14 protein-coding genes and 1 riboswitch are annotated in these 16,181 nt (G+C 66.0%); of the genes, 6 read left to right on the forward strand and 8 right to left on the reverse strand.

Features of this window, described 5'->3' with window-relative positions; genetic code table 11:
* Nucleotides 1-98 precede the first annotated feature (98 nt).
* Entirely contained in the window at nt 99-1,196 is a 1,098-nt protein-coding gene (locus LRS53_RS18240; RefSeq protein ID WP_269216784.1) for an NAD(P)/FAD-dependent oxidoreductase, read from the reverse strand.
* Nucleotides 1,197-1,261: 65 nt separating this feature from the next.
* On the opposite strand from LRS53_RS18240, the gene LRS53_RS18245 reads away from it, so the two are divergent.
* Nucleotides 1,262-2,170 carry a TIGR01777 family oxidoreductase gene (locus LRS53_RS18245; protein ID WP_064309296.1) on the forward strand — a complete coding sequence of 303 codons (909 nt, stop codon included), beginning with the start codon at nt 1,262-1,264 and terminating at the stop codon, nt 2,168-2,170.
* Nucleotides 2,167-3,222: a ferrochelatase gene (locus LRS53_RS18250; RefSeq protein ID WP_231356872.1), complete on the forward strand. Its 1,056-nt coding sequence runs from the start codon at nt 2,167-2,169 to the stop codon at nt 3,220-3,222. The genes LRS53_RS18245 and LRS53_RS18250 overlap by 4 nt, the downstream gene beginning before the upstream one ends.
* Before the next feature lie 19 nt (nt 3,223-3,241).
* On the opposite strand, the gene LRS53_RS18255 is transcribed toward LRS53_RS18250, so the two are convergent.
* Nucleotides 3,242-4,507 carry a uracil-xanthine permease family protein gene (locus tag LRS53_RS18255; protein WP_017641073.1) on the reverse strand — a complete coding sequence of 422 codons (1,266 nt, stop codon included), beginning with the start codon at nt 4,505-4,507 and terminating at the stop codon, nt 3,242-3,244.
* Between the two features lie 2 nt (nt 4,508-4,509).
* Nucleotides 4,510-5,148 (reverse strand): uracil phosphoribosyltransferase, encoded by a 639-nt coding sequence (gene upp / locus LRS53_RS18260; RefSeq protein ID WP_231356873.1) that lies wholly within the window; start codon nt 5,146-5,148, stop codon nt 4,510-4,512.
* A gap of 255 nt (nt 5,149-5,403) precedes the next feature.
* On the opposite strand from upp, the gene LRS53_RS18265 reads away from it, so the two are divergent.
* The 3 genes from LRS53_RS18265 to LRS53_RS18275 all read left to right on the forward strand — a co-directional run bounded on the left by LRS53_RS18265 (nt 5,404) and on the right by LRS53_RS18275 (nt 6,829).
* Nucleotides 5,404-5,958 carry a hypoxanthine-guanine phosphoribosyltransferase gene (locus LRS53_RS18265; protein WP_231356874.1) on the forward strand — a complete coding sequence of 185 codons (555 nt, stop codon included), beginning with the start codon at nt 5,404-5,406 and terminating at the stop codon, nt 5,956-5,958.
* A complete protein-coding gene (locus LRS53_RS18270; protein WP_231356875.1) occupies nt 5,955-6,425 on the forward strand; it encodes a WbuC family cupin fold metalloprotein in 471 nt (156 codons plus the stop codon). The genes LRS53_RS18265 and LRS53_RS18270 overlap by 4 nt, the downstream gene beginning before the upstream one ends.
* Before the next feature lie 116 nt (nt 6,426-6,541).
* A complete protein-coding gene (locus LRS53_RS18275) occupies nt 6,542-6,829 on the forward strand; it encodes a PA4642 family protein (RefSeq protein WP_017641069.1) in 288 nt (95 codons plus the stop codon).
* 82 nt (nt 6,830-6,911) lie between these two features.
* Here the strand turns inward: LRS53_RS18275 and LRS53_RS18280 are convergent, their stop codons facing one another.
* The 3 genes from LRS53_RS18280 to ahcY form a co-directional block, all read right to left on the reverse strand.
* On the reverse strand, nt 6,912-8,789 hold the full coding sequence (locus LRS53_RS18280) for a DEAD/DEAH box helicase (RefSeq protein WP_017641068.1): 1,878 nt from the start codon (nt 8,787-8,789) through the stop codon (nt 6,912-6,914).
* Between the two features lie 184 nt (nt 8,790-8,973).
* Nucleotides 8,974-9,810: a methylenetetrahydrofolate reductase [NAD(P)H] gene (metF, locus tag LRS53_RS18285; protein ID WP_231356876.1), complete on the reverse strand. Its 837-nt coding sequence runs from the start codon at nt 9,808-9,810 to the stop codon at nt 8,974-8,976.
* Nucleotides 9,811-9,862: 52 nt separating this feature from the next.
* Complete coding sequence (gene ahcY, locus LRS53_RS18290; RefSeq protein WP_017641066.1) at nt 9,863-11,269, reverse strand: adenosylhomocysteinase; 1,407 nt, start codon at nt 11,267-11,269, stop codon at nt 9,863-9,865.
* A 22-nt stretch (nt 11,270-11,291) separates the two neighbouring features.
* A riboswitch (S-adenosyl-L-homocysteine riboswitch) is annotated at nt 11,292-11,433 on the reverse strand.
* Between the two features lie 151 nt (nt 11,434-11,584).
* Between ahcY and LRS53_RS18295 the strand changes: the two genes are divergently transcribed.
* Entirely contained in the window at nt 11,585-11,980 is a 396-nt protein-coding gene (locus LRS53_RS18295) for an acyl-CoA thioesterase (RefSeq protein ID WP_064309293.1), read from the forward strand.
* On the opposite strand, the gene LRS53_RS18300 is transcribed toward LRS53_RS18295, so the two are convergent.
* Both LRS53_RS18300 and purD read right to left on the reverse strand, forming a co-directional pair.
* Nucleotides 11,964-14,738 (reverse strand): hybrid sensor histidine kinase/response regulator, encoded by a 2,775-nt coding sequence (locus LRS53_RS18300; RefSeq protein ID WP_231356877.1) that lies wholly within the window; start codon nt 14,736-14,738, stop codon nt 11,964-11,966. The genes LRS53_RS18295 and LRS53_RS18300 overlap by 17 nt on opposite strands.
* Nucleotides 14,739-14,832: 94 nt before the next feature.
* Nucleotides 14,833-16,116: a phosphoribosylamine--glycine ligase gene (gene purD, locus LRS53_RS18305; protein WP_231356878.1), complete on the reverse strand. Its 1,284-nt coding sequence runs from the start codon at nt 16,114-16,116 to the stop codon at nt 14,833-14,835.
* Nucleotides 16,117-16,181 lie beyond the last annotated feature (65 nt).

Genomic DNA, 16,181 nt, shown 5'->3' on the forward strand with positions numbered 1-16,181 from the left:
TACAAGGATTTCTATTTTGTACAAGTTTGGTGAAACTTTCGACAGGGGGCTTCGGCAAAAGATTCGCCTCAGGTTACAGACGGTATGCGCTTCGTCGCTTAGTCCAGACTATCCAGGAGCTGCTGCGCGGCCTCATGACCACTCAACCAGGCACCTTCCACGCGTCCGCTGGAGCACCAGTCGCCACAGACGAAAACGCCCATGTCGGGATCGGCCAAGGCGCCCCATTGGTGGGGTTGCGCGGGTCGCGCATAGAGCCAGCGATGGGCCAGGGTAAAGCTCGGCGCCGGCAGCGGGCAACCGATCAACTCGGCGAAGGCGCCATGCAGGCGTTCGATCACCTCTTCCTTGGAGGCGTCGAGATGCGCCTTGCTCCAGGCGCTGGTGGCGTGCAGTACCCAGGTGTCCAGGGTGGTGTCGCGTTCGGGCTTGCAGCGATTGCGCGCCAGCCAGTCCAGTTCGCTGCCCTGCACGAAGCAGCCTTCCACCGGGGTTTGCAGGGGCGTGGCGAAGGCCAGGGCCACCGACCAGGTCGGTTCCATGCTGACGCCGGCCACGGTGGCCGCCAGCTTGGGTACGCTGGAGAGCAGCGCCGTGGCCTGAGGCGCCGGCATGGCGATGACGACCTGGGCGAAAGGGCCGTGGGTCTCGCCGCTGGCGTCCAGCAGGTGCCAGTGCTGGGCCCCGCGAAAGACCTCGGTGATACGGCAGTCGAAGGTGACCGGCAGGTCGCCCAGCAGATGGCGGGTGATGGCGCTCATGCGCGGTACCCCGACCCAGCGTGGCTGCTCGTCCTGGGACGGACTCAGGCGCCCGTCGCGATACTGGTAGAGCACCGGATTCCATTCGGCCGCGCAACCGGCCCGCCGCCATTCGTTGAGGGCGTCGATGAAGCGGCGATCGCGGGCGGTGAAATACTGGGCGCCCAGGTCCAGGGCACCGGCTTCGCTTCTCTTGCTGGCCATGCGGCCGCCGCTGCCGCGGCTCTTGTCGAAGATCTGGACCTGCTGCCCGGCGCGAATCAGCGTCTGGGCTGCGGCAAGTCCGGCTATTCCTGCGCCAACGATGGCGATGGGGGCAGTCATGATGGACCTCGCTTGTCTGACGATTCGCCCTTGTCGAACGTTTGCGCGTGCAAGGGCTCTACGGCTACGACTGGCAACCGTTCTGGATCTTTCGACCCACGACCATACCAAACAATCCTCTTCCCTTCGTTCAGATGCATCCGGGCGGCAGGGCAATACGAGAAGGAAGTGACGACATGCATATCCTGCTGACAGGTGGCACCGGATTGATCGGCCGTGCGCTGTGCCGCCAATGGGCGGCCGCCGGGCACCAGCTCACCGTGCTCAGCCGCGACCCGGCACGGGTGGCGCGTGAGTGCGGACCCGGCGTGCGCGGCATCGCTCAATTGGAGGCGCTGGGCGACGAGCACCTGGATGCGGTGGTCAATCTGGCCGGCGCGCCCATCGCCGACAAGCCCTGGACCCGCAGTCGCAAGGCCGAGCTCTGGCAGAGCCGCATCGGCACCACCGAGCGGCTGATCGAATGGCTGCGTGGGCGCAGCCAGAAGCCCGCGGTGCTGCTGTCGGGCTCGGCCACCGGCTTCTATGGCGACAGCGGCGAGAAGCCGGTGAGCGAAGCGGACAGCCTGGCCGGTGCCGACTTCGCCGGCGAGCTGTGCCTGGCCTGGGAGCAGATCGCCAACGAGGCCGAGCAACTGGGTATCCGCGTGGTCAACCTGCGCACCGGCCTGGTGCTGGCCGCCGACGACGGCTTCCTGCTGCGGCTGTTGCCGCCGTTCCGCTTCGGCCTGGGCGCGCGCCTGGGCAACGGACGCCAATGGATGCCCTGGATTCATTTACAGGATCAAATCGGGGCCATCGATTTTCTTCTCAACCGAAGCGACGCCCAGGGTCCTTATAATCTCTGTGCCCCCGAGCCAGTGCGCAACCGGGACTTCACCGAGGCGCTGGGACGGGCCTTGCGGCGCCCGGCACGATTGCTGATTCCCGCCTTCGCCCTGCGCCTGATGGGAGAGCTGTCCATCCTCTTGCTGGGTGGCCAGCGCGCCCGGCCCGAGCGCCTGCTCGCCGCCGGCTATGTCTTTCGCTATCCCGAGCTGGATGCGGCCCTGGCCGATCTGCTCGCTGCCAAGGATTCACGATGACTACCAACGCTCTGCTGCTCGCCAACTTGGGTTCGCCCGATTCGCCCCATGTCCCCGACGTGAAGCGCTATCTGAACCAGTTCCTGATGGACCCCTATGTGGTCGATCTGCCCTGGCCACTGCGTCGGCTGCTGGTGTCCCTGGTGCTGATCAAGCGGCCCGCCGCCTCGGCCGAGGCCTATGAGTCGATCTGGTGGGACGACGGCTCGCCGCTGATCGTGCTCAGCCGCCGGCTGCAGGAGGCCGTGCGGCCCCTCTGGCGCCATGGTCCGGTGGAGTTGTGCATGAGATACGGCGAGCCCTCGGTGGAGTCGGTGCTCAAGCGCCTGGCCAGCCAGGGCATCCGCGAGGTGACCTATGCGCCGCTCTATCCGCAATTCGCCGACAGCACCACCACCACCGCTATCGTCGAGGCGCGGCGGGTGATCGAGGCCCATCAGCTGCCGCTGACGCTGAAGATCCTGCCGCCGTTCTACGACCGCCCGGAATACCAGGCGGCGCTGGCGGCCAGCGTCGAGCCCTATCTCGAGGAGCCCTACGACCACCTGCTGCTGTCCTTCCATGGCCTGCCCGAGCGGCACATCCGCAAGCTGGTCAAGGATCGCAGCCACGACCTGCGCGCGCCCGACAGCAGCAAGGTCACCGCCAAGGCGCTGGCCGTCTGCTACCGCAGCCAATGCCAGCGCACCGCCGAGCTGGTGGCCAAGCGCCTGGGCATTCCCGCTGGCAAGTGGTCGGTGTCCTTCCAGTCGCGGCTGGGCAAGGACAAGTGGATCGAGCCCTATACCGAGGCGCGGCTGGACGAGCTGGCCAAGGCCGGGATCAAGCGCCTGCTGGTGATGTGCCCGGCCTTCGTCGCCGACTGCATCGAGACGCTGGAAGAGATCGGCGATCGCGGCCGCGAACAGTTCATCGAAGCCGGTGGCCGGGAGCTGATGCTGATTCCCTGCGTCAACGACGACCCGGCCTGGGCCCGGGCGCTGGTGGAACTGTGCGAAGAGGTGGCGGAACTGCCGCCACAGCCCATCGAACAACCCAGGATGCCGGCGTAACGGCATCCTGGGCTGGCCGTCAGAGCAGCGGACGCTCTGGCGGTTCGGCATCCTTCTTCCAGGCGTTGTGCCCGGGTAGGACCAGGTTGAGGCCGATGGCGATCAGACCGCAGAGGGAGATGCCCTTGAGGCCGATCTCGCCGTTGCCGAAGACGATGCCGCCGATGCCGAACACCAGGGTCACGGACACGATCACCAGGTTGCGCGCCTCGGACAGATCCACCTGGTGGCGGATCAGGATGTTCAGGCCCACCACCGCGATGGAGCCGAACAGCAAGCAGAGGATGCCGCCCATGACCGGCACCGGAATGGTCTGCAGCGCCGCGCCGAACTTGCCGACGAAGGCCAGCACCATGGCGAAGCCCGCCGCCCACAGCATGACCCGTGGATTGTGGTTCTTGGTCAGCATCACCGCGCCGGTCACCTCGGCGTAGGTGGTATTGGGCGGCCCGCCGAACAGCCCAGCGGAGGAGGTGGCCAGGCCATCGCCCAGCAGGGTGCGGTGCAGACCGGGCTGCTTGAGGTAGTTCTTGCCGGTCACTCCGCCCACCGCGATCACCCCGCCGACGTGCTCGATGGCCGGCGCCAGGGCCACCGGCACCATGAACAGGATGGCGCCCCAGTGGAATTCCGGCGCGACGAAGGCCGGGATCGCCAGCCAGGGCGCGGCGGCTATCCCCTCGGTATGGACGATGCCGAAGACGAAGGCCAGCGCGTAGCCGACGAAGACGCCCGCCAGAATGGGCACTAGGCGGAACATGCCCTTGCCGTAGATGGCCACCAGCAGGGTGGTGACCAGCGCCGGCATGGAGATCAGCATCGCCGTGGCATAGGGCACCAGCTGGGCGCTGCCGTCACCAGCCTTGCCCATGGCCATGTTGGCCGCCACCGGCGACAGACCCAGGCCGATGGAGATGATCACCGGGGCGATCACCACCGGCGGCAGCAGGCGGTCGATGAAGCCCACGCCGCGCACCTTCACCGCCAGGCCGAGGAAGGTGTAGACGAAGCCGGCCGCCACCACCCCGCCCAGTACCGCCGGCAGGCCGAATTCCGCCTTGGCGGCGATGATCGGGGCGATGAAGGCGAAGCTCGACGCCAGGAACACCGGCACCTGGCGGCCGGTGACCAGATGGAACAGCAGGGTGCCGAAGCCTGCGGTGAACAGGGCCACATTGGGGTCCATGCCGGTGATCAGCGGCATCAGCACCAGGGCGCCAAAGGCCACGAAGAGCATCTGGGCGCCCACCACGATCTCCCGCCAGAGCGGTTCCCGCGCGGTCACGCTCAGGCGTCCTTCTGCTTGGTGCCGAAGATCTTGTCACCGGCATCGCCCAGCCCCGGCAGGATGTAGCCGTGCTCGTTGAGGCGCTCGTCGATGGAGGCGGTGTAGAGGCGCACGTCCGGATGGGCTTCCTCGACCGCGGCGATGCCTTCGGGCGCCGCCACCAGCACCAGGGCGCGTATTTCCTTGGCCCCGGCCTTCTTCAGCAGGTCGATGGTGGCGATCATGGAGCCGCCGGTGGCCAGCATGGGGTCGATGATCATGGCCATCCGCTGGTCCAGTTCACCCACCAGCTTTTCCAGGTAGGTGTGGGCCTGCAGGGTGGATTCGTTGCGGGCGAGGCCGACCACGCTGACCCGGGCGCTGGGGATCAGGCTGAGCACGCCGTCGAGCATGCCGATGCCAGCGCGCAGGATGGGCACCACGGTGACCTTCTTGCCGGAGATCTTTTCCACCTTGACGGTGCCGCACCAGCCGTCGATGTCCACCTCTTCCACCGGCAGGTCCTTGGTCGCCTCGTAGGTGAGCAGGGCGCCGACTTCCTGGGCCAGTTCGCGAAAGTTCTTGGTGCTGATGTCGGCGCGCCGCATCAGGCCGAGCTTGTGACGGATGAGCGGATGGCGGATTTCGTGAACGGGCATGGGATTCTCCAGAGACGGTAGGGCAGCGGATCGAGGACGGTTTCGGTACGACCGGCGGCCCGAAGGCCTGCCGCAGGAAGGGCAGGCGCACAAAAAAACCGCGGTACATTAAAGCATCCGACCCGAGGTGGGCAGTACCCTGCGACAATAGTAGCCGCCTGGCGGCGCTTGAGATCGGTCCGCGGTGTCTGTACCTTTGCCGCCTTTTATCCGCGCCAACCATCAGGCCGGCGCCCCATCCCCCGGAGAAGCCCCATGTCCGCCGATCTCGCCCACATCCGCCAGGTCATGCAGGAAGCCGATTGCCTGTATGACGAAGCCCAGGTCGAAGCGGCCATCGACCGGCTCGCCGCATCCATCACCGCCGATCTCGCCGAGTGTAATCCGGTAGTCTTCTGCGTCATGAACGGCGGCTTGATCCTGACCGGCAAGCTGGCCACCCGGCTGAATTTCCCGCTGGAGATGTCCTATCTGCACGCTACCCGCTATCGCAACGAGACCACCGGCGGCGAGCTGTTCTGGAAGGCCAAGCCCGAGGTGTCCTTCATCGATCGCGACGTGCTGATCGTCGACGACATCTTCGACGAGGGCCACACCCTCAAGGCCATCATCGACTTCTGCCGCCACGCCGGCGCCCGCGAGGTCCATACCGCCGTGTTGATCGACAAGACCCACGACCGCAAGGTCAAGGGCCTGGAGGCCACCTACGTCGGCCTGCCCTGCATCGATCGCTACATCTTCGGCTACGGCATGGACTACAAGGGCTACTGGCGCAACGCACCCGGCATCTATGCCGTGAAGGGGCTGTGACCGCGCGGCTGTTCGATCAGGCGCTGTTCGCCGACCTGCTCCGGCAGGCGGCGGCCAGCCCGCGACGGCGCGCCCATCACAACCTGCACAGCATGGATGAGCCCTGCCATCGCCTGGTGGTGGGGATGTGCGAAGACAGCTACATACCGCCCCACCGCCATCTGGATCCGCGCAAGGCCGAGAGTTTGCTGGTGCTGCAGGGCCGGCTGGGGCTGTTGACCTTCAGCGACGAGGGGCAGGTGCTGGTGCGCCGCGAATTGTCCCAGCGCGCCGGTTGCCCGGGCGTCGATCTCGCTCCCGGGCACTACCATGCGCTGGTGGCCCTGGACGGCGACTGCCTGTTCTTCGAATGCAAGGCCGGGCCCTTCGTGCCGCTGGGCGAGGGTGAACGACCGGCCTGGGCCCCGCTGGAGGGCGCACCCGACGCCGAGCGCTATCGCAGCTGGATGCGCGCTCAATTCGATTGAACTTTCGACCAGGGTCGCGGTATCACCACGATTTGTCACTGGCGGGCAGGCGAGGGGCAGGGTTAGAATCGGTCCTCCTTTTCTCCAAAGAATCCCCCAGCACAGGTAGCCAAAGGATGCGCAAGGATAAAAAGCAGGTCATCGGTGAAGCGATCAGCGACGAGCAGATCAGGCTGTTCCTCGATGTCGAACCGGCGGACGATACCCCCGCGTCTCTGCACAAGCTGGTCAAGGCCTATCGCGGCCTGCGTCCGGACGATTTCGAGCGCTTCGTCGGCTTCTTCGTCGAGGCCGGCTACGACCTGGATGCCCGCAACGACCAGGGCGAGGACTTCATCGAACTGATCCGCAGCCATCGTCAGGCCGAGCCCTACATTGACGCCCTGCGCGCCGCCCACGCCTAAATGGCCGCATAAAAAAGAAACCCCGCCATGGCGGGGTTTCTTTTTGCCTGGTGAACGGGCCGCCTGAGCGGCCCGTCGGCCATCAGGCGTCGCGGTTGCGGGTCAGCAGCGCGGGCTTCTCGCTGCGCGGCCGGCTTGGCATCTCTTCCAGCTGCTCCAGGGTCGGCAGGCGATCGGCACGCGACGGCTTGTGCACGATCTTCGGCTGCGGCTTGTTCGACGCCCGCTCTTCCGTGGCATAGGCGCGTGGCTCGCTGGGCGCGGCTTCATAGGGCCGGGCGGCACGGGGCTGGCCGTTCTGACCGCGACGCTTGCCGGGCTGCTGCTGTTGCTGGCTGCGCGGACCCCGGGCAGCGCCCTGGCCCTGACCCTGACGGGGCTGACCCTGGCCGCCGGTCGTGGCGGCGCGCGGCGCGTTGCCGCCGTTGCCACTGCGCGGACCCTTGCGGCCCTTGCCCTGGTAGGGGCTCACGTAGTCGACGCTGTTGCCGAAGTTGTCGTAGGCGTCATCCAGAAATTCTTCCGGATCACGATTGCGCGGCTGCTGCACAACGGCCTGGCCGGGTTGCGCATTGGCCTGACCGGCGTCATCGCGATCGCGGCGGTCGCGACGATTGCGGGAACGACCCTTGCGCTCGCCCTGGGGCTGGGCGCCGGACTGCTCGCTACCGGCGGCCTTGCCCTGGTTCTGGCCCTGATTCTGGCCTTTGCCTTCGCTGCGCGCCGGCTTGTCGGCCTTCTTCTGGCGATTCTGCTGCGGCTTGCCACGGGGTTCGCGCGGGGCGCGCACTTCCGGCTGCTCGGGCGGCACGGACTGCGGATCGAAGCCCTGCATGTCGCCATCCGGAATGCTCTGCTTGGTCAGGCGCTCGATGGCCTTGAGCAGCTTCTCTTCGTCCGGCGCCACCAGCGAGATGGCTTCGCCACTGCGACCGGCCCGGCCGGTACGGCCGATGCGGTGCACATAGTCTTCCTCGACATTGGGCAGCTCGAAGTTGACCACGTGGGGCAACTGGTCGATGTCCAGGCCGCGGGCGGCGATGTCGGTGGCGACGAGGACGCGAACCTCGTTGCTCTTGAAGTCGGCCAGGGCCTTGGTGCGGGCATTCTGGCTCTTGTTGCCGTGGATCGGCGCGGCCGGCAGGCCATGCTTGTTCAGGTACTCGGCGAGGCGGTTGGCGCCGTGCTTGGTGCGGGTGAACACCAGCACCTGTTCCCAGGCACCCAGGGTGATCAGGTGGGCGAGCAGGGCGCGCTTCTGGTTGGCCGGAATGCGGAACAGCCGCTGTTCGATGCGCTCGACGGTGGTGTTCGGCGGGGTGACCTCGATCCGCTCGGGATCCTGCAGCAACTTGCCGGCGAGGTCGGTGATGTCCTTGGAGAAGGTGGCCGAGAACAGCAGATTCTGGCGCTGCGCCGGCAGGCGGGCCAGGACCTTCTTCACGTCATGGATGAAGCCCATGTCGAGCATGCGGTCAGCTTCGTCCAGCACCAACACCTCGACGGCGGACAGATCGACGCTCTGCTGACCGGCGAGGTCCAGCAGCCGACCCGGGCAGGCGACGAGGACATCGACACCCTTGGCCAGGGCGGTGACCTGCGGCTTGAGGCCGACGCCACCGAAGACGCAGGCGCTGCGCATGGGCAGGTCGCGGGCATAGACCTTGAAGCTGTCGTGAACCTGAGCCGCCAGTTCGCGGGTCGGGGTAAGCACCAGCACGCGGGGCTGCTTGGCCACATAGTGGTGACCATCGGGATGACCGTTGGGAAACAGGCGCTCGAGCACCGGCAGCGCGAAGCCACCGGTCTTGCCGGTGCCAGTCTGGGCAGCCACCATCAGATCGCGACCCTGCAGGACGGCCGGAATGGCGCGTTGCTGAACAGGCGTGGGATTCGTGTAGCCAGCGTCTTCCACGGCGCGGGCAAGGGCCTCGGAGAGACCGAGGGAAATGAAGGACATGCGGGGTTCCTGTCTCTGTCGGCGTCCCGCCGACGTGGGGGCGCGGTTGCGCTGCCGGTTGACGTCCGAAAGGTTTCGGACGTCTCGCCCACCCTCATCATCCTGCGCTGGATGAAGAGTCGGGCGATGACCGGTAGCGGTAATCACGATTGGGCGAAGTCGCCGCCAGTTCGCCTGGCCGACTTCAAAAACCGAGGTTTCGCCAGATGGCGATACACGGCTCCGCTTGGTTCAGGGTGTAGAAGTGCACACCGGGTGCCCCGCCTTCGAGCAGTCGCTCGCAGAGGGCGGTCATGACTTCTTCGCCAAAGGCCTGGATGCTCTGGGTATCGTCACCGTAGGCTTCCAGTTGCTTCCGCAGCCAGCGTGGCAGTTCAGCGCCACAGGCATCGGAGAAGCGTGCCAACTTGCTGTAGTTGGTGATCGGCATGATGCCAGGGATCACCGGTGCTTCGACTCCCAGTTTGCGGACACGTTCCACAAAATGGAAGTAGCAGTCGGCGTTGAAGAAGTACTGGGTGACCGCGCGGTCAGCACCGGCCTCCATCTTGTACACGAAATTGCGCACGTCGTCCGTAAAGCTGCGCGCCTGCGGATGGGTTTCCGGATAGGCGGCGACTTCGATATGGAAGTGATCGCCGGTCTCCTCGCGGATGAAGGCGACCAGATCGCTGGCATAGCGCAATTCGCCACCGCCGGACAGGCCCATGCCGGACGGCAGGTCGCCGCGCAGGGCGACGATGCGGTTGATGCCGGCTTCCTGGTACTGCTGCAGCAACTCGCGCAGCTTGGCCTTGCTGTCGCCGACGCAGGACAGGTGCGGCGCGGTCGGTACCCCGACCTCGTCGTTGAGCTGGCGCACGGTGCGATAGGTGCCGTCGCGGGTGGAACCGCCGGCGCCGTAGGTGCAGGAAAAGAACTCCGGCCCGTGGCCCGCCAGCTGCCGCGCCGTGGTGATCAGCTTCTCGTGGCCCGCTTCGGTCTTGCAGGGAAAGAATTCGAAACTCAGACTGGGTTTCACGGCGTCTCTCTCGTGAGCAGCCTCCCGCTCCGGGGAGCGGGAGGCTTGGCCATCAGTAACGGTAGCTGTCGGGCTTGAAGGGGCCTTCCTGGGTCACGCCGATGTACTTGGCCTGAGCCTCGGTCAGGCGGGTCACCACGCCACCGAAGCCCTTGACCATTTCCAGCGCCACCTCTTCGTCGAGCTTCTTGGGCAGGACCATGACGGTGACGTTGGCGGTCTTCTCGGCGACCGGCAGGTCGGCGAACTTCTCCTGGTACAGGTGGATCTGCGCCAGCACCTGGTTGGCGAAGGAACCGTCCATGATGCGGCTGGGATGGCCGGTGGCATTGCCCAGGTTCACCAGACGGCCTTCGGCCAGCAGGATCAGGTAGTCGTCGTTGGTTGGATCGACGGTCAGGCCGGTGCGGTGGATCTTGTGCACCTGCGGCTTCACCTCTTCCCAGCCCCAGTGCTGGCGCATGAAGGCGGTGTCGATCTCGTTGTCGAAGTGACCGATGTTGCACACCAGGGCACGCTTCTTCAGTGCCTTGAGCATGTTGGCGTCACAGACGTTGACGTTGCCGGTGGTAGTGACGATCAGGTCGATCTTGCCCAGCAGGGCGCGATCCACGGAGGCTTCGGTGCCGTCGTTCAGGCCGTCGACATAGGGCGAGACCAGCTCGTAGCCGTCCATGCAGGCCTGCATGGCGCAGATCGGGTCGACTTCCGAGACCTTGACGATCATGCCTTCCTGGCGCAGCGAGGCAGCCGAACCCTTGCCCACGTCGCCGTAGCCGATCACCAGCGCCTGCTTGCCGGACAGCAGGTGGTCGGTGGCACGCTTGATGGCGTCGTTGAGGCTGTGGCGGCAGCCGTACTTGTTATCGTTCTTGCTCTTGGTGACCGAGTCGTTGACGTTGATCGCCGGGACCTTGAGGGAGCCGTCCTTGAGCATGTCCAGCAGGCGGTGCACGCCCGTGGTGGTCTCTTCGGTGATGCCGTGCACGCGTTCCAGCACCTGGGGGTACTTGTCGTGCAGGATCTGGGTCAGGTCACCGCCGTCGTCCAGCACCATGTTGGCGTCCCAGGGCTGGCCATCCTTGAGGATGGTCTGCTCGATGCACCACTCGTATTCGGCTTCGGTCTCGCCCTTCCAGGCGAACACCGGGATGCCGGCGGCGGCGATGGCGGCGGCGGCCTGGTCCTGGGTGGAGAAGATGTTGCAGCTGGACCAGCGCACTTCGGCGCCCAGGGCCACCAGGGTCTCGATGAGCACGGCGGTCTGGATGGTCATGTGGATGCAGCCGAGGATCTTGGCGCCGGCCAGGGGTTGTTCACCGGCGTACTTGCGCCGCAGACCCATCAGGGCGGGCATTTCCGATTCGGCGATGATGACTTCGCGACGACCCCAGTCGGCCAGGGAGATGTCGGCGACCTTGAAATCGTTGAAAGCGGCAGGCGTGAGGACAGCGCTCATTGAAGAGTCTCCATTCGTTAGGTGCGAATGGGCGCCGTTGATGCGTTCTGATAACGCTCCGCTCGAGCCTGACAACGTCTGGCGTCATGCCCGCCGAGGGTCCGCGCCAGCGGCGGTTCGGCTAGGATGGGATAACGCAGCGTGCTGCAGCGCCCCTCGAACGGAAGGCGGAGCGGCCTGGTGGCCGCGATGCGCGGGCAGTATAACGAGGATCGCGATAAACCCAAAGGGTGGCGCTCTGCCTCAGGTCCGGCGGAATCTACCGCGCGCACCCCGATCTGATGCTCAAATCCCCCGGAAATTCAAGGAGCCCTGATGAACTTCCATACCCGCAAGTGGGTGAAACCCGAAGACCTCAACGCCAATGGCACCCTGTTCGGCGGCAGCCTGCTCAAGTGGATCGACGAGGAGGCGGCGATCTACGCCATCGTGCAGCTGGAAAATCCCAAGGTGGTGACCAAGTACATCTCGGAAATCAATTTCATCAGCGCCTCGCGTCAGGGCGACATCATCGAACTGGGCATCACCGCCACCGAGTTCGGTCGTACCTCCATCACCCTGAGATGCGAGGTGCGCAACAAGATCACCCGCAAGAGCATCCTCACCATCGACAAGATCGTCTTCGTCAACCTGGACGAGGAAGGCAATCCGGTGCCCCACGGCAAGACCCGGATCACCTACGTCGAGGACAGGTTCAAGGAGTCGCCTTAAGTCCGGCGCGGGTCACGTCCAGGCGCCGCCGCTCGGCCCAGTAGAGCAGCAGTTCGCGCAGCTGGGAGAGTTCGATCGGCTTGCCCATGTGGCCGTCCATGCCGGCCTCCTGGGCGCGATCCTTGTGCTCGGCGAGGATATGGGCGGTCAGGGCCACCACCGGGGTGCGCGAGCGGTGATTCTGCTGTTCCCAGGCGCGTAGCCGGCGGGTGGCACCGAAGCCGTCCAGCAAGGGCATCTCGCAGTCCATCAGGATGAGGTCGTAGGTGTTCTGCTGGAGCTTTTCGAAGGCCTCCAGGCCGTTGCTCACGGTGTCAGGTTCGACCCCGAGTTTCTTGAGCATGCCGCGGATCACCTTGACCGAGATGCTGTTGTCCTCGGCCACCAGCACGCGGAAGTCGCTGGGAATGCCGCTGGGCTGTTCCTGGGGCTCGGGTTCGCTGACGCGCTGGCCGCGGCGCGACAGCTCGTCGGCCAGGGTGGCCCTGAGGGTATAGCCGGCCACCGGCTTGGCCAGCACCCGCTTGATGCCGGCGTTGCGGGCGATGACCTTGCTCGGCGCATTGCTCAGGCCGGTGAGCATGATCAGCAGTAGGTCGTGGTTGAGATTCTCGTCTTCGTTGATGCGCGCGGCGAGCTGCATGCCGGTCATGCCCGGCATCTGCTGATCGAGCAGCACCACGTCGAAGTATTCCCGCAGGTGCGACTGGGTGCGCAGCAGGGCCAGGGCCTCGCGCCCGGAGGCGGCGGTGACCGCCTGCATGCCCCAGGCGCTGCACTGCTGCTGCAGGACCTTGCGGCACAGTTCGTTGTCGTCGACCACCAGCACCCGCACGTCCTGCAGCGGATAGTCGCTGTCGCCGCGCGACAGCACCAGGGCCTGGGCCGGGATGGGCAGGCTGATCCAGAAGCTCGACCCCCCCTCGGCGTTGTTCTGGATGCCGAAGTCGCCCTGCATCAACAGCACCAGCTGGCGAGCGATGATCAGGCCGAAATCCAGGCTGTCGGTATCGCTGGTGAGGAAGTCGCGGCTGTTGAGGTGGGTGGACAGCAGCTGGCGACTCAGCGCCGCGTCCAGCGGGGTGCCGCTGTCCTGCACCGAGATGCGCAGGCGCGGCGCCTGGCCGGTGGCCTCTTCCAGAGAGATCACCAGCAGGATCTCGCCTTCTTCGGTGCGCTGGAAGGCGTTTTCCAGCAGGTTGAGCAGGATCTGGCGCAGGCGGGTGGGATCGCCGATGAAGCGCCGGGGTACCTGGGGCTGGATGAAGCTGAGCAATTCGACGCGGTGTTCCTCGGCGCGGGGCCGGAAGATGTCCAGGCAGTCGTCGAGCAGGGCATTGAGGTCGAAGGTGACCTCTTCCAGTTCGATCTGGCCGCTTTCCAGGCGGGTGATGTCGATGATCTCGTTGATCAGATTGAGCAGCTCGGCGCCAGCGCTGTGAATGGTCTGCACATAGTCGCGCTGCTTGGCCGACAGGGCGGTGCCCTGCAGCAATTCGGTCATGCCCAGCACGCCGTTCATGGGAGTGCGGATCTCGTGGCTGATGCGCGAGAGGAATTCGGCTTTGCCCTTGAGCTCCGCATGGTTGGCCGCGCGATCGCGGGTACGGGTGAAGTGCTCTTCGCGCAGGTAGCGGCGGCGCTCCTCCAGGGCCAGGGTGAGCAGGATGCCGCTGAACATGCAGCTGGCGATCAGGCCGCGGCCCATCCACACCGGGGGGTTGGCATAGCCGGCCAGGATCGGCAGCGCGATCAGCCCGGCCAGGGCCAGCAGGGCGCAGCTCACCACCAGCAGGCGGGCATAGCGGGCGCCCTGATGCCAGCGCTCCACGGCGATGCCCAGGCAGGCGAGCAGGGCCAGGCCGTTGACGGCCATCAACCAGTCGCCGACGTAGATATCGCCAGCGGCGATGCGACCCACCGCGGCCAGGCCGACCACGGCCAGCAGGACTGTGACCAGCTGACGCATCCAGGGTGGCAGGCGCCGCCAGCCAAAGAAGGCGCCGATCAGATTCAGCCCGGCGGCGCTGCAGGCCAGCACCGACAGATCGGTCAGCAAGGGCGCCTGGCCCTTGAAGCTGCCGAGCAGAAACTTGCTCAAGCCGAACAGGTTCAGCGCCACGCCCACCAGCATCACCAGCAGCAGCGTCAGGGCGCTGGTGGCACGACTGCGGTGATAGAGCAGCTGGACACCGTTGTACAACGCCAACATGGCCAGGCAACCCAGCAGTACGCCGAACATCACCAGGCGGTGGGTCACCTCGACTTCGGCACTGCCGCTCAAGGTCAGGGCGATCCGCATCGGCTGGGGCGATTCGAATCTCAGGAAGAGGTCGAGCGGTTCGTCGCTGTGCGGAATCGGGAAGACGAAGTCGCGACTGAGCTGCTGCGGATTGAGCAACGGCCGCGCCAGACCATCGCGGATCTCGCTAAGCAACTGCTCGTCACGATAGGCGAAGAAGTCCAGATAGCCGACGTTGGGTGCGATGATGCGCAGCAGGCGCTGCTGGGTATCGGGCTGGATGCGAGTGTGCAGCCAGAGCGCCCCAGGGCCGGCGGGGCGGTGGGTCTTGGCGGCGGTCAGCGGCTTGAAGGCGGATAGGCGATCGCGGACGTCGTCGAGCGAGAATTCGCCGGTGACGTCCTCGTATTGCGCCCAGCCCGCATCCGGCGAATTCTCGGCCTGCACGGAATTGGCCACCAGCAGCAACAGCAGCCAGCTGATCACGAAGCCTATGGCGATCCAGAGCCGGTGCACGAGAGTTCCCTTCGCAAATGCGGACGTCGAGTATAGATCAGCCCGTCACGTCTGTTGACGTAACAGTGTAACAGGCTGATCCCTTAGGTGAGCTTCACTGTCGCTCGCGGGCGATGGCGCGGTAGCCGATGTCGCTGCGGTAGAAGCAGCCCTTCCAGGAGATTTCCCGGGCTAGCACTGAGGCGTTCTGCTGGGCGGCGGAGACCGTTTCGCCCAGGGCCGTGGCGCACAGCACCCGACCGCCGGCCGTCACGACCTGACCGTCGCGCAGGCTGGTGCCGGCGTGGAACACCTTGCCCGGCAGGGCCGCGGCAGCTTCGAGACCGGCGATGGCATCACCCTTGGCGTAGTCGCCTGGATAGCCGCCAGCGGCCAGGACGATGCCCAGGCTCGAGCGCGGATCCCAGCAGGCTTCGATCTTGTCGAGGGCCTCGGCCAGGGCGGCTTCCACCAGCAGCACCAGGCTGGACTGCAGGCGCAGCATCACCGGTTGGGTCTCGGGATCGCCGAAACGGCAGTTGAATTCGATGACCTTGGGCGCACCGCTCTGGTCGATCATCAGACCGGCGTAGAGAAAGCCGGTGTAGACATTGCCTTCGCGGGCCATGCCGGCCACGGTGGGTTCGATGATTTCGCGCATGACCCGGGCGTGGACCTCGGGGGTCACCACCGGCGCCGGGGAGTAGGCGCCCATGCCGCCGGTGTTGGGGCCGCTGTCGCCGTCGCCGACGCGCTTGTGGTCCTGGCTGGTGGCCATGGGCAGCACGTTCTTGCCGTCGACCATGACGATGAAGCTGGCTTCCTCGCCGTCGAGGAATTCCTCGATCACCACCCGCGCCCCGGCATCGCCGAAGGCGTTGCCGGAAAGCATGTCACGCACGGCGTCCTCGGCTTCGGCCAGGGTCATGGCGACGATCACGCCCTTGCCGGCGGCCAGGCCATCGGCCTTGATCACGATGGGCGCACCCTGTTCGCGCAGATAGGCCAGGGCCGGCTCCACCTCGGTGAAGTTGGCATAGGCGGCGGTGGGGATCTGGTGCCGGGCCAGGAAGTCCTTGGTGAAGGCCTTGGAGCCTTCCAGCTGGGCCGCGCCGGCGGTGGGGCCGAAGCAGGGCAGGCCGCGGCGGCGGAACAGATCGACCACCCCGGCCACCAGCGGCGCCTCGGGACCGACGATGGTCAGCTCGACGTTGGCGGCGGCGAAGTCGGCCAACTGGTCCAGGGCCAGGACGTCGAGGGCGACGTTCTCGCACTTGGCCTCGGTGGCGGTGCCGGCGTTGCCGGGGGCGACGTAGACCTTGGTGACCCGGGTGTCCTGGGCGACCTTCCAGGCCAGGGCGTGTTCGCGACCGCCGCTGCCGATGATGAGTACGTTCATGAAGCTTTCCTCTGGGCGGACCGCACGTGGCCATCCGCCGTTGACGATGGAGTCGACGCCGAAGG

Source organism: Pseudomonas sp. PLB05 (assembly GCF_021106615.1).
In the GTDB taxonomy this organism is placed as follows: Bacteria; Pseudomonadota; Gammaproteobacteria; order Pseudomonadales; family Pseudomonadaceae; genus Chryseomonas; species Chryseomonas benzopyrenica.

Excerpts from the sequence above, each read along its gene's own strand:
- LRS53_RS18275 (WP_017641069.1), top strand. The coding sequence starts at position 6,542 with ATGCGCAAGGATAAAAAGCAGGTCATCGGTGAAGCGATCAGCGACGAG.
- LRS53_RS18265 (WP_231356874.1), top strand. The coding sequence starts at position 5,404 with ATGTCCGCCGATCTCGCCCACATCCGCCAGGTCATGCAGGAAGCCGAT.
- purD (WP_231356878.1), bottom strand. The coding sequence starts at position 16,116 with ATGAACGTACTCATCATCGGCAGCGGCGGTCGCGAACACGCCCTGGCC.
- upp (WP_231356873.1), bottom strand. The coding sequence starts at position 5,148 with ATGCCCGTTCACGAAATCCGCCATCCGCTCATCCGTCACAAGCTCGGC.
- LRS53_RS18280 (WP_017641068.1), bottom strand. The coding sequence starts at position 8,789 with ATGTCCTTCATTTCCCTCGGTCTCTCCGAGGCCCTTGCCCGCGCCGTG.
- ahcY (WP_017641066.1), bottom strand. The coding sequence starts at position 11,269 with ATGAGCGCTGTCCTCACGCCTGCCGCTTTCAACGATTTCAAGGTCGCC.
- LRS53_RS18250 (WP_231356872.1), top strand. The coding sequence starts at position 2,167 with ATGACTACCAACGCTCTGCTGCTCGCCAACTTGGGTTCGCCCGATTCG.
- LRS53_RS18245 (WP_064309296.1), top strand. The coding sequence starts at position 1,262 with ATGCATATCCTGCTGACAGGTGGCACCGGATTGATCGGCCGTGCGCTG.
- LRS53_RS18295 (WP_064309293.1), top strand. The coding sequence starts at position 11,585 with ATGAACTTCCATACCCGCAAGTGGGTGAAACCCGAAGACCTCAACGCC.